At 72.8% G+C, this 11,831-nt stretch carries 10 protein-coding genes; 4 read left to right on the top strand and 6 right to left on the bottom strand.

Going from position 1 to position 11,831, the window contains the following annotated elements:
• Positions 1–214 precede the first annotated feature (214 nt).
• From IEZ12_RS27740 to IEZ12_RS27730, 3 genes are read left to right on the top strand one after another with little or no spacing between them, the layout of a single operon-like run.
• Positions 215–1,150: a hypothetical protein gene (locus IEZ12_RS27740; RefSeq protein WP_229848151.1), complete on the top strand. Its 936-nt coding sequence runs from the start codon at positions 215–217 to the stop codon at positions 1,148–1,150.
• The gene (locus IEZ12_RS27735) at positions 1,147–1,884 is read left to right on the top strand and encodes a DUF4166 domain-containing protein (protein ID WP_189275689.1); all 738 of its coding nucleotides are present in this window, start codon (positions 1,147–1,149) and stop codon (positions 1,882–1,884) included. The genes IEZ12_RS27740 and IEZ12_RS27735 overlap by 4 nt, the downstream gene beginning before the upstream one ends.
• A 48-nt stretch (positions 1,885–1,932) precedes the next feature.
• On the top strand, positions 1,933–2,574 hold the full coding sequence (locus IEZ12_RS27730) for a TetR/AcrR family transcriptional regulator (RefSeq protein WP_189275687.1): 642 nt from the start codon (positions 1,933–1,935) through the stop codon (positions 2,572–2,574).
• Positions 2,575–2,668: 94 nt separating this feature from the next.
• Here IEZ12_RS27730 and IEZ12_RS27725 read toward each other — a convergent pair whose 3' ends face one another.
• The 4 genes from IEZ12_RS27725 to IEZ12_RS27710 all read right to left on the bottom strand — a co-directional run bounded on the left by IEZ12_RS27725 (position 2,669) and on the right by IEZ12_RS27710 (position 7,174).
• Positions 2,669–4,192, bottom strand: a complete 1,524-nt coding sequence (locus IEZ12_RS27725; RefSeq protein WP_189275685.1) for a CoA-acylating methylmalonate-semialdehyde dehydrogenase — start codon at positions 4,190–4,192, stop codon at positions 2,669–2,671.
• 107 nt (positions 4,193–4,299) lie between these two features.
• Positions 4,300–5,079 carry a hypothetical protein gene (locus tag IEZ12_RS27720; RefSeq protein ID WP_189275683.1) on the bottom strand — a complete coding sequence of 260 codons (780 nt, stop codon included), beginning with the start codon at positions 5,077–5,079 and terminating at the stop codon, positions 4,300–4,302.
• An 18-nt stretch (positions 5,080–5,097) separates the two neighbouring features.
• On the bottom strand, positions 5,098–5,547 hold the full coding sequence (locus IEZ12_RS27715; RefSeq protein ID WP_189275681.1) for a hypothetical protein: 450 nt from the start codon (positions 5,545–5,547) through the stop codon (positions 5,098–5,100).
• A gap of 112 nt (positions 5,548–5,659) precedes the next feature.
• Positions 5,660–7,174, bottom strand: a complete 1,515-nt coding sequence (locus tag IEZ12_RS27710; RefSeq protein ID WP_189275679.1) for a gamma-aminobutyraldehyde dehydrogenase — start codon at positions 7,172–7,174, stop codon at positions 5,660–5,662.
• Positions 7,175–7,360: 186 nt separating this feature from the next.
• Between IEZ12_RS27710 and IEZ12_RS27705 the strand changes: the two genes are divergently transcribed.
• Positions 7,361–9,007: a PucR family transcriptional regulator gene (locus IEZ12_RS27705; protein ID WP_043916190.1), complete on the top strand. Its 1,647-nt coding sequence runs from the start codon at positions 7,361–7,363 to the stop codon at positions 9,005–9,007.
• A 114-nt stretch (positions 9,008–9,121) separates the two neighbouring features.
• Here the strand turns inward: IEZ12_RS27705 and IEZ12_RS27700 are convergent, their stop codons facing one another.
• Entirely contained in the window at positions 9,122–10,480 is a 1,359-nt protein-coding gene (locus IEZ12_RS27700; protein WP_189275677.1) for an aspartate aminotransferase family protein, read from the bottom strand.
• A gap of 179 nt (positions 10,481–10,659) precedes the next feature.
• On the bottom strand, positions 10,660–11,831 hold a 1,172-nt coding region (locus tag IEZ12_RS27695; RefSeq protein ID WP_229848149.1), incomplete at its 5' end, for an aldehyde dehydrogenase family protein.

Here is an 11,831-nt window from a genome sequence, read left to right as displayed (position 1 = left end):
CCGCCCCGGGACCGTCCACACAGATGCGTGTCCGGTGCTCCCTGCCGAGCGACCAGTGAACACTACGCCGGATCCGCCCCAGGTGCAAACACCTCCTGCGGGCGATCCGCCGCCACCCCGCAGCATCAACTCTTGAGCAGTCGCTCAAACCTCTGCCATGATGACCGCGCCAAGCGTTGAGCGATCGCTCAAACTCGCGACAGGGGGAACACCCATGCCTGGTCAGGGGCGACGCCCGACCAAACCGATCTATGTGGAGCTGTCGATCCGCACGGATCCGGACACGCTCTGGGAGCTCACCCAGCGGCCGTGGCACCACCAGCGCTGGGACGCCCGATTCAGCCGCATCGACTACCTGAACTCCCCGAGCGAGCACCCACCCGAGTCCGGTGCAGGTGAGAAGGAGGGGTCGGAGCCAGTCGGGTTCCGGTACCTGCTGGGGCCGGCCAAGGGGCCGGCGCTGACGGGAAGCGGGGTCACCACAGCCGAGCGGCGGCGAGCCGACGGGCAGCGGGTGAGTGCGTTGCGCTTCGCGTCCGACTCGGGCTGGTCCCCGCTGCAGGAGGGGGCGGGGTACTGGCGCTACCTGCCCGGCCGTTCCGAGGACCCGGCGACTGACGGGACGTCGGCGGGCGGTGCGCCCCACGTCACCTTCGTCACCGGCTACGACTACCGCGGCTGGCGTTGGCGCGGCGGTGCGCAGCTGGACCACTGGCTGGTGCGGCCGTGCGTGGGGTGGCTGACGGCCTGGTCGTTCGACCGGCTGCGGCTGTGGGCGGAGCGCGGGATCTCGCCGGAGCGGGCGTTGTGGCACGGGCTGGCCGAGGTGACGGTCCGGGTGGGGGCTGCGGCGCTGGCGGGAGTGGTGGATGCGGCGGTCACGGGGCAGGCCGTCGCAGGCGTGCTCACGGCGGGCGTGGTGCTGGTGTTCTCGGCGCTCGTGCCGCCCTCTCCGGTCACCCCTGCTGCCCGCCGCTGCCGTCGTCGTCCGCGCCCGGGTGCTCGCGGCCGGACCGCCGCCCGCGCGCCCCGTCTGCTGGCCGCGCTCGCCCCGCCGTCCGACCGCCCCGCTCCCGCTCCGAGCCGCAATCACCTCTCCGCACGCCGACCCAGCGGGAACCTGGGCGCGATCACCCTGGAGCAGTCATGACCGTCAAAGTTGCCGTCACCGACCCGGCCGGCTCCCCCGCCGCCGCGGCTCCGACCCGTTCGATCTTCCATGCGGCGCTCGGCGCGGACTTCGATCGTCTGCACCCGGAGATGCAGCGCCGGTTCGGCTTCTCCAGTGCGGACGGGATCGCCTGTGTCGGAACGGGGCGGATGGATCGGATCGAGCGCGGGTCCCGGCTGCTGGTGCCGTTTCTCCGGGTGGGGGCGCGCCGCAACGTCCTGTTTCCGGAGCAGGGGCGGGACATACCGTTCACGATCGCCAACTACGCGTACCGGGACGGGTTCGGGCGGGAGACGGTGACGTTCGTGCGGACGTTCCAGTTCGCCCGGCCGCGGCGGTTCGACGCGACGATGGTGGCGGCGCAGGACCGGCCGGGGACGGTGCTCGACTATCTGGGGACGCACCAGCAGTTGGCGGTGGACCTGCGGCTGGGGGTGACGGCGCGCGGCGGGCTGGTGATCTCCTCGGGGGCGCAGCGGGTGGCGTCGTTGGTCGGGGCGCCGGTGGTGCCGGAGCTGCTGACGGGGCGGGCGGAGTTGCACGAGTGGTTCGACGACGAGGCGGGGCGGTTCCGGATCCGGGTGCGGGTGAGCAATCCGGTGGTGGGACTGGTGCTGGGGTACCAGGGGTGGTTCACGGCGGAGTACCCGCGGGTGGGGGCGGAGGGGATTCCGCGTCATGTGCGTCCGTTGCGCGAGCGCTTCCGGATGTAGCGGATGGGTCGGGACGGCGGGCGGCGGGTGGCGACTACGCTGCGGCGCATGGGCGACACACGTGAGCGGTTGATGGATGCGGCGATCAGTGCGCTCAAGCGGCAGGGGATCTCGGGGGTGTCGGCGCGGAGCATCGCCGGGGAGATCGGGGCCAATCAGGCGCTGGTGTTCTACCACTTCAAGACGGTGGAGGGGCTGCTCGCGGCGGCGGCGCTGCGCGAGACGGGGCTGCGGTTGGAGCGGTACCGCGAGCGGTTCGCGGAGGTGCGGTCGCTGCGCGAGCTGCTGACGGTGGGCCAGGAGCTGCACGCGCGGGAGCGGGCGGAGGGGAACGTCGCGCTGCTGGGTCAGTTCCTGGCGGGGGCGACGGGGTATCCGCAGCTCGCGGACGTGTCGGCGGAGGCGCTGCGGCTGTGGACGGCGGAGATCGAGGCCGTCCTCGGCCGGCTGTTCGTCGGGCATCCGCTGGCGGAGTTCCTCGACCTGACGGGGTTGGCGCAGGCGGTGACGGCCGGGTTCGTGGGTCTGGAGCTGTACGAGGGTGTGGACCCGGCGGGGGCGGCGGGGGCGTTCGGCGCGCTGGACCAGTTGGGGCTGCTGGTGGAGGTGGTGGACGGCCTCGGTCCGGTGGTGTCGCGGGCGGTGCGGGCGACGGTGCGCCGTCAGGTGAGGAACAACGGCGCGGAGTAGTGCGGCGACCCCGCGGGGCGGGAACGCGGAACGGCCGGCCCCCTGGCAGGGGGCCGGCCGTTCATGTCGTGTCCCGGGGCCGTGCTCGACAGCCTCAGCTGTTGGTCGGGAACCCGAGGTTGATGCCGCCGTGCGAGGGGTCGAGCCAGCGCTGGGTGACGGCCTTGCCGCGGGTGAAGAACTGGACGCCGTCGGCGCCGTAGGCGTGGCTGTCGCCGAACAGCGAGGCCTTCCAGCCGCCGAAGGAGTAGTAGGCGACGGGGACGGGGATCGGCACGTTGATGCCGACCATGCCGACCTCGACCTCGTTCTGGAAGCGCCGGGCCGCGCCGCCGTCGTTGGTGAAGATGGCGGTGCCGTTGCCGTACGGGTTGTTGTTGATCAGTTTCAGGCCGTCGTCGTAGGAGGGGACCCGGACGACCGACAGGATCGGGCCGAAGATCTCGTCGTTGTAGACGGACATGCCCGGCTTGACGTGGTCGAACAGGGTGGGGCCGAGCCAGAAGCCGTCGGTGGTGGGGGCGCCGGAGGCGTCCTCGCCGGCGATGGCGTGCTTGCGGCCGTCGACGGCGAGTTCGGCGCCGTCCGCGACACCGGACTCGACGTAGGAGGTGACCTTGTCGCGGTGCTGGCCGGTGACCAGCGGGCCCATCTCGGAGTCGCCGTTGCAGCCGGGGCCGACCTTGAGGGTGGCCATCCGCTCCTTGATCTTGGCGACCAGCTCGTCGCCGATCGGGTCGACGGCGACCAGCACGGAGACGGCCATGCAGCGCTCGCCGGCCGCGCCGAAGCCGGCGTTGATGGCGGCGTCGGCGGCCAGGTCGAGGTCGGCGTCGGGGAGCACCAGCATGTGGTTCTTGGCGCCGCCGAGGGCCTGCACGCGCTTGCCGTAGCGGGTGCCGGTCTCGTACACGTAGCGGGCGATCGGGGTGGAGCCGACGAAGGAGACCGACTTGATGTCGGGGTGCTCCAGCAGGCGGTCGACCGCGACCTTGTCGCCGTGCACGACGTTGAAGACGCCGTCGGGGAGGCCGGCTTCCTTCCACAGTTCGGCGATGAAGTTGGCGGCGGACGGGTCCTTCTCGGAGGGCTTCAGGACGACCGTGTTGCCGGCCGCGATGGCGATCGGGAAGAACCACATCGGCACCATGGCCGGGAAGTTGAACGGCGAGATGATGGCGACCGGGCCGAGCGGCTGGCGGATCGAGTAGACGTCGACGCCGGTGGAGGCCTGCTCGGTGAAGCCGCCCTTGATCAGCTGCGGGATGCCGCAGGCGTACTCGACGACTTCCTGGCCGCGGGCGAGCTCGCCGAGGGCGTCGGAGTGCACCTTGCCGTGCTCGGCGACGATGATCGCGGCGAGCTCGTCCTTGCGGGCGTTGAACAGCTCCCGGAAGTTGAACAGCACCTGGGTGCGCTTGGCGATGGACGCCTTGCGCCAGGAGGCGAAGGCCTGGGCGGCGGCGGCGACCGCCTGGTCGACCTCGGCGATCTCGGCGAAGTCGACCTGGCCGGTGGTCTGGCCGGTGGCCGGGTCGAAGATGTCGCCGCGGCGGGGCGCGGTTCCGGCGGTGGCGACGGACCGGCCGCCGATCCAGTGCGTGATGTGCTTGCTCAAGGGTCTCTGCCTCCGACTGTCCACGGATGTCCCGCGCTCGTTCTCCAGTCTGCTCCGCGCATCCGGCCCGCTCAACGAGCACCCTGACGGGGAAGCGCGATTCCCCCTTACAGGTCGTCGGGCGCGGCGTCGGCGGTGTCCTCGGCGCTCTCCGCGGCGTCCAGGTAGGGGTCGTGCAGGCCGTCGGCGAGTTCGGTGGTCTCCAGCAGATCGAGCCGCAGGTCCTGGGCCCAGTGCTCGGCCCACTGCCGGGTGTCGGCGGCGCCGGACGGGAGCAGCGCGGCGGCGCTCTCCAGCCGGTCGGCGAGCGTCCCTGCGGTGAACTCCTCGTCGAACGCGCCGGCCAGGGCGAGGAGTTGGCCTTCGCGCAGGCGGGCGGTGACGGCGTGCAGGGCGAACAGGTCGGCGGGCAGGGCGCGCTCGCAGAGGGTGAGGACGGCGAGCGCGGCGGCGTCGTCCAGGGCGGCGACGGGGAGCGGGGCGCCGTCGGGCAGCACGGGCGGGTGGCGCAGCGGTTCGCGCCGCAGTTCGACGCGGAGCGCCGGGCGGGCCGGGTCCGGGAGCCCGAGGCCGGCGGTGTGGCCGGCGGTGACGGCGAGTTGGTGGCGGCGGGCGGTGCCGGTGCTGTCCGCGGTGCGGTGGCCGGCGGCGCGCAGGGTCTCGGCGAGTCCGGTGGCGAGGTCGGCGAGCGGCGGGCCGTCGGCGCAGACCAGCAGCAGGTCGGCGCCGTGGCGGTGGACGGGCAGGCCGTGCAGCCGGAGTGCGTCGGCCCCGGCCAGCGCGAGGGCGTGCTGCAGGCAGTACGGCTGGGCGTCGGCGAGCAGGCGGGTGCGGTCGGTGTGCTGGTCCCGGGTGGGGGGCCCGGGGTCGGCGGTGCTGGTGTCCATGGGGACAGTGTGGTCCGCTCAGCGGGGGAAGCGCGGGCAGCGCAGGTGCGCGGCGGTGTCGTGCAGGGCCAGCGCGAGGGCGGCGGGGTCGACGAGGCGTCCGCTGCGGTGCGGGGGGATCAGCCAGTGCGGGCCGCGGCCGGGGCGGTCGGGGTGCGGGACGGCGATCCAGGTGCCGTCGCCGGAGCGGCGGATGCCGGTGCCGATCCAGCGGTCGGCGGTGCCGACGGGGACGAGGAAGCCGACGGTGTCGTCGGCCGGATCCTCCAGGACGGGTCCGCCGCCGGGCCGGTCGAGCAGCGCGGCGGCGGGGCGGCCGAGCGGGCCCGGGGCGTGCAGTACGTCCCAGCGGCGGCCGGCGGGCAGCAGGGCGAGGCCGGTGCGCTCCCAGCGGCGGCGGCAGCTGTCGGGGTCGGGGGCGGCGGCGGCCAGCCAGTGCAGGGCGCTGGGGTGGCGGGTGGTGCTCACGTGCGGTTCCTCGTCTCTCCCGGATGACACGCGGTGGGCGTTGTCATCCGGGAGAGCGGGGTACCGGCGGTCTCTTACACGGATCGCGGGCCCCGGTGGGCCCGAGGCCCGGTCAGCGGTCGCCGAAGATGGTGCGGTGCCAGTCCTTGCGGGCGACCGCGGTGGTGTCGAACATGACGTGCTTGACCTGGGTGTACTCGTCGAGCGAGTACTGCGACATGTCCTTGCCGTAGCCGGAGGACTTGTACCCGCCGTGCGGCATCTCGCTGATGATCGGGATGTGGTCGTTGACCCAGACGCAGCCGGCGGCGATCTCGCGGGTGGCGCGCAGCGAGCGGTGGATGTCGCGGGTCCAGGCGGAGGCGGCCAGGCCGTAGGGGGTGTCGTTGGCGAGCCGCAGGCCCTCCTCGTCGCTGTCGAAGGGCAGCACGACGAGCACGGGGCCGAAGATCTCGCCCTGGACGACCTCGCTGTCCTGGGCGGCGCCGGCGATCAGGGTGGGGCGGTAGTAGGCGCCGAGCGACAGGTCGGTGCCGTCGTGGCCCTTGCCGTCGGCGGGCCCGCCGGTGACCACGGTGGCGTAGGAGCGGGCGCGCTCGACGAAGCCGGCGACGCGGTCGCGGTGGGTGAAGGAGACCAGCGGGCCCAGGTCGGTCTGCGGGTTCATCGGGTCGCCGAGGCGGATCGCGGCGTACAGCTCGGCGACGCCGGCCACGAAGGCGTCGTACAGCGGGCGCTGGACGTAGGCGCGGGTGGCGGCGGTGCAGTCCTGGCCGCTGTTGATCAGCGAGCCGGCGACGGCGCCGTGCACGGCGGCGTCCAGGTCGGCGTCGTCGAAGACCACGAACGGGGCCTTGCCGCCGAGTTCGAGGTGGGTGCGCTTGACGGTGGCGGTGGCGATCTCGGCGACCCGCTTGCCGACGGCGGTGGAGCCGGTGAAGGACACCATGGCCACGTCGGGGTGGCCGATCAGGTGCTCGCCGGCGGTGCGTCCGGCGCCGGTGACCACGTTGACGACGCCGTCGGGGATGCCCGCGTCGGTGCAGGCCCGGGCGAACATCAGCGAGGTGAGCGGGGTGATCTCGGCGGGCTTCAGGACGATGGTGTTGCCGGCCGCGATCGCCGGGAGGATCTTCCAGGCGGCCATCTGCAGCGGGTAGTTCCACGGCGCGATGCTGCCGATCACGCCGACCGCCTCGCGGCGCACGTACGAGGTGTGGTCGCCGCTGTACTCGCCGGCGGCCTTGCCTTCGAGGTTGCGGGCGGCGCCGGCGAAGAACGCGGTGTTGTCGATGGTGCCGGGGACGTCGAACTCGGTGGACAGCTTGATCGGCTTGCCGGTCTGCGCGGTCTCCACCCGGGCGAACTGTCCGGCCCGCTCGGCGAGGATGCCGGCCAGGCGGTTCAGCGCCTCGGAGCGGGCGCCCGGGGTGGCGCCGGACCACTCGGGGAGCGCGCCGCGGGCCGCGGCGACCGCGGCGTCGACATCGGCGGTGGTGGCGAGTTCGACCTGCTGGACGGTGCTGCCGTCGGCGGGGTTGACCACGTTGAACGGCTCGCCGCCCGAGCCCCGGGTCAGGCGGCCCGCGAGATACTGCGCGCCGTCGTTGAAGCTGGTCAGGTCCATGAGTTGCCTCCATTGCCTACTCGACCCGGCCGACGATGCCTCGGTTCGGGGGCCGGAGGCAAGCGTCACTCAGCAACGGCCCCGGCGGGCGGTCTTACAGGCTGCAAGGCTCCGCCCTGGGGCGACAGGGCGTCGCGCCCGAGCGTGATTCACTTGACACCCTGAAACCCCCTGGAGGTGTCCGCGATGCTGCCCACCGTCGCCCGCGTGCTCGATCTCGACGTGATGCGGCGCGGCCTGCCCCAGGTGGTGGCCGGAGCCTCCGCGTTGGAGCGGCCGGTGCGCTGGGTGCACGTCAGCGAGCTGCCGGACCTGGCAGGGCTGCTGCACGGCGGCGAGCTGGTGCTGTCCACCGGCATCGCGCTCCCGGAGGACCGGGACGGCCTGGCCCGCTACGTGCGGGAGCTGGCCGAGGTCGGGGTGGCCGGGCTGGTGATCGAGTTCGGCCGGCGCTACTTCGACTCGCTGCCCCGGGCCCTGGTGGCGGCCGCCGAGCGGCACAACCTGCCGCTGGTGGTGCTGCGCCGGGAGCTGAAGTTCGTCGCCGTCACCGAGGCGGTGCACGCGCTGGTGGTGAACGCGCAGCTGGAGCAGCTGCGGGTGTCCGAGGCCGTGCACCAGGTGTTCAACGAGCTGGCCACCGAGGGCGCGGAGCCCGCCGAGGTGGTCCGGCAGGTCGGCCGGATGGCGGGCGCGCCGGTGGTGCTGGAGAACCTCGCCCACCAGGTGCTGGCGCACGCCACGGCGGGCCGCGGCGAGCACGAGCTGCTGGAGAACTGGGAGCACCGCTCGCGCGGCGTCAACCCGCCGGGCCGTACCGGCTACGACCCGCGCTCGGGCTGGCTGGTGACCACGGTCGGCGCGCGCGGCCAGGACTGGGGCCGGCTGGTGCTGGTCGACGAGCCGGCGCCGCTCCCCCCGGACGTGCCGCACCCGCACGCGATGCTGCTGGAGCGCGGCGCGGCCACCCTCGCGCTGAACCGGCTGGTGGTGCGCGACCGCGAGTCGCTGGAGCGGCAGACCCACCGCACCCTGCTGTCGGGCATCCTCACCCACGCACTCACCGTCTCCGAGGTGTCGCTGCGCGCCCAGGCGCTGGGCGTGCCGCTGGAGGGCCGCCGGCTGGTCGGCGTGGTACTGAGGCAGCGTCAAGGTCCGCTGCCCGCCGCCCTGGAGGCCCAGGCCCGGCTGCGCGACTTCACCGAGCTGGCGGCCACCGCGATCCGCTCCGCCCGGCTGTCCGCGCTGGTCGGCGCGCTGGACGACGAGGGCGTGGGCGTGCTGATCGCGCTCGGCTCGCAGCAGGACGAGCACACCTCGCTGGAGGCGTTCGCCGCGGCGCTGCGCCGGCTGTCCGCGGAGGCGGGCCGGGACGGCGCGGCGGCCGAGCCGGTGATAGCGGTCGGCTCCTCGGTGGGCTCGGTCCGCGACGCCCGCCGCGCCCTGCTGGAGGCCACCCAGGTCGCCGACGCCGCCCTGCACGACGCCCCGGGCAGCCGCGCCGCGTACTACCGCCTCCCCGACGTCCGCCTGCGCGGCCTGCTCCACCTGCTGCGCGACGACGAGCGCCTGCAGACCTACGTGGAACGCGAACTCGGCCCGCTGCTGGCCCACGACGCCGAGCACGGCGGCCAGTTGGTGCAGATGCTGCGGATCTACCTGGAGCAGGGCCGCAACAAGTCCGCGGCCGCGGACGCCGCCCACCTGTCCCGCCCGTCCTTCTACGACCGCCTGCACAAGGTCGAACGCATCCTGGGCGTCGACCTCGACCAGGTGGAGTCCTGCCTCTCCCTGCACGTGGCCCTGCTGGCACTGGACGCGGTGCGCCGCTGACGGCGTCGGCGCGGCCCGAGGCGGCCGACGCTTTCGATGACGGCGTCGACGTGCCGGCGACCGCAGCGCGAAAGGCCCCGGGCACTCGCCCGGGGCCTTCTGCTTGATGTCTCGTCAGACCGTGTGCGCGTCGGTGAGGGTGAGCACCTCGTCCAGGACGGCGAGGCCGGTCTTGGCGTCCTCCTCGCTGATGTTGCACGGCGGGACGACGTGGAACCGGTTCATGTTGGTGAACGGCCACAGGCCGCGCTGCTTGCAGGCCGCGGCGAGCTGCGCCATCGGCGCGTTGTCGGCGCCGGCCGCGTTGTAGGGCACCAGCGGCTCGCGGGTCTCGCGGTTCTTCACCAGGTCGAGCGCCCAGAACACGCCGAGGCCGCGGACCTCGCCGATCGAGGGGTGGCGCTCCGCCAGTTCGCGCAGGCCGGGGCCGAGCACGTTCTCGCCGATGTGCTTGGCGTTCTCCACGATGCCCTCCTCGGCCATCGTGTTGATGGTGGCCACGGCGGAGGCGCAGGCCAGCGGGTGGCCGGAGTAGGTGAGGCCGCCGGGGAACGCCTTCTGCGCGAAGGTCTCGGCGATCGCGCCGGAGATGGCCACGCCACCGAGCGGCAGGTAGCCGGAGTTGACGCCCTTGGCGAAGGTCAGCAGGTCGGGGGTGATGCCCCAGTGGTCGGCGGCGAACCACTCGCCGGTGCGGCCGAACCCGGCCATCACCTCGTCCAGGATGAAGACGATCCCGTACTTGTCGCAGATCTCGCGGACGCCCGCCAGGTAGCCGGCCGGCGGCACCAGGATGCCGGCGGTGCCGACCACGGTCTCCAGGATGATCGCCGCGACGGTCCCGGGGCCCTCGAACGCGAGGGTCTGCTCCAGGTGGGCGAGCGCGCGCTCGCACTCCTGGGCCTCGTTCTCGGCGTGGAAGTTCGAACGGTAGGCGTACGGGCCCCAGAAGTGCACGATGCCGGAGACGCCGGTCTCGTTCGCCCAGCGCCGCGGGTCGCCGGTCAGGGTGATCGCGTTGGCGGTGGCGCCGTGGTACGAGCGGTAGGTGGAGAGCACCTTGTGCCGGCCGGTGTGCAGCCGGGCCATCCGGATCGCGTTCTCGTTCGCCTCGGCGCCGCCGTTGGTGAAGAAGATCTTGTCCAGGTCGCCGGGGGTGCGCTCGGCGATCAGCCGGGCGGCCTCGCTGCGCGACTCCTCGGCGAAGCCCGGGGCGATGGTGCACAGCTGGGCGGCCTTCGCCTGGATCGCCGCGACCACCTTCGGGTGCTGGTGGCCGATGTTGGTGTTCACCAGCTGCGAGGAGAAGTCCAGGTAGCGGTTGCCGTCGTAGTCCCAGAAGTAGGAGCCCTCGGCGCCGGCCACCGCGAGGGGGTCGATCAGTGCCTGGGCGGACCACGAGTGGAAGACGTGCGCGCGGTCGGCGGCCTTGACGGCCTGCCCGACGACCGAGTCAGCGGTGGGAGTGCTCATGCCCCCAGGTTAGGGAGCCGTCCCACGGCTGGGCAGCTTCATGCTGTCACAGGAGCGTCGCGTCGCCCTGACAGGGTGAAAAACCAGGGGCGCGAAGGAACTGCGCGCCCGACCGTGCACTCCGCAGAGCGACGGCCGACGGCTCAGTTCCTCGCGCCCCTACTGGTTCCGCTACCGCGTCAGATCGCGGTCATGACGTGCTTGATCCGGGTGTAGTCCTCGAACCCGTACGAGGACAGGTCCTTGCCGTAGCCGGACTTCTTGAAGCCACCGTGCGGCATCTCCGCGACCAGCGGGATGTGGGTGTTGATCCACACCGCGCCGAAGTCCAGGCGGCGGGACATCCGCATCGCGCGGGCGTGGTCCTTGGTCCAGACCGAGGAGGCGAGGGCGAACTCGACGCCGTTCGCGTAGTCGACAGCCTGCTCCTCGTCGGTGAACTTCTGCACGGTGATGACCGGGCCGAAGACCTCGTTCTGGATGATCTCGTCGTCCTGCTTCAGGCCGGAGACCACGGTCGGCGCGTAGAAGTAGCCGACCTCGCCGACCCGGTGGCCGCCGGCCTCGACCTTGGCGTGCGCGGGCAGGCGCTCGATGAAGCCGGTGACCTGCTTCAGCTGGTTGGCGTTGTTGAGCGGGCCGTAGAGCACGTCCTCGTCGTCCACGCCACCGGTCTTGATGTCCTTGGCGGCCTTGGCGAGCGCCTCGACGAACGCGTCGTGGATCGACTCGTGCACCAGCACGCGGGTGGCGGCGGTGCAGTCCTGGCCGGCGTTGAAGTAGCCGGCGACCGAGATGCCCTCGACGGCCTCGGCGATGTCGGCGTCCTGGAAGACCACCACGGGGGCCTTGCCGCCGAGCTCCAGGTGGACCCGCTTGACGTCCTTCGCGGCGGACTCGGCGACCTGCATGCCGGCCCGGACCGAGCCGGTGATGGAGGCCATCGCCGGGGTGCGGTGCTCGACCATCAGGCGGCCGGTCTCGCGGTCGCCGCAGATCACGTTGAAGATGCCGGCCGGCAGCTCCATCTCCTTCAGCACGCCGCCGATGATCTCGGCCAGCAGCACGGTGGAGGCGGGGGTGGTGTCGGACGGCTTGAGCACCACGGCGTTGCCCGCGGCGATCGCCGGGGCGAACTTCCACACGGCCATCATCATCGGGTAGTTCCACGGCGCGACCTGCGCGCAGACGCCGACCGGCTCACGGCGGACGATCGAGGTCATCCCGTCCATGTACTCGCCCGCGGCCTTGCCCTCCAGCAGGCGGGCGGCGCCGGCGAAGAAGCGCAGCTGGTCGACCATCGGGCCGATCTCCTCGGAGAGGGTCAGCGCGCGCGGCTTGCCGGTGTTGC

It is taken from the genome of Kitasatospora griseola (assembly GCF_014648555.1).
In the GTDB taxonomy this organism is placed as follows: Bacteria; Actinomycetota; Actinomycetes; order Streptomycetales; family Streptomycetaceae; genus Kitasatospora; species Kitasatospora griseola.
The sequence above is the reverse complement of the archived record's forward strand: the minus strand, read 5'-3'. Positions and strand labels throughout refer to the sequence as shown.

Coding starts and splice junctions, on each gene's coding strand:
- IEZ12_RS27720 (WP_189275683.1), bottom strand. CDS start 5,079: ATGGACACCAGCACCGCCGACCCCGGGCCCCCCACCCGGGACCAGCAC.
- IEZ12_RS27710 (WP_189275679.1), bottom strand. CDS start 7,174: ATGGACCTGACCAGCTTCAACGACGGCGCGCAGTATCTCGCGGGCCGC.
- IEZ12_RS27700 (WP_189275677.1), bottom strand. CDS start 10,480: ATGAGCACTCCCACCGCTGACTCGGTCGTCGGGCAGGCCGTCAAGGCC.
- IEZ12_RS27730 (WP_189275687.1), top strand. CDS start 1,933: ATGGGCGACACACGTGAGCGGTTGATGGATGCGGCGATCAGTGCGCTC.
- IEZ12_RS27735 (WP_189275689.1), top strand. CDS start 1,147: ATGACCGTCAAAGTTGCCGTCACCGACCCGGCCGGCTCCCCCGCCGCC.
- IEZ12_RS27705 (WP_043916190.1), top strand. CDS start 7,361: ATGCTGCCCACCGTCGCCCGCGTGCTCGATCTCGACGTGATGCGGCGC.
- IEZ12_RS27740 (WP_229848151.1), top strand. CDS start 215: ATGCCTGGTCAGGGGCGACGCCCGACCAAACCGATCTATGTGGAGCTG.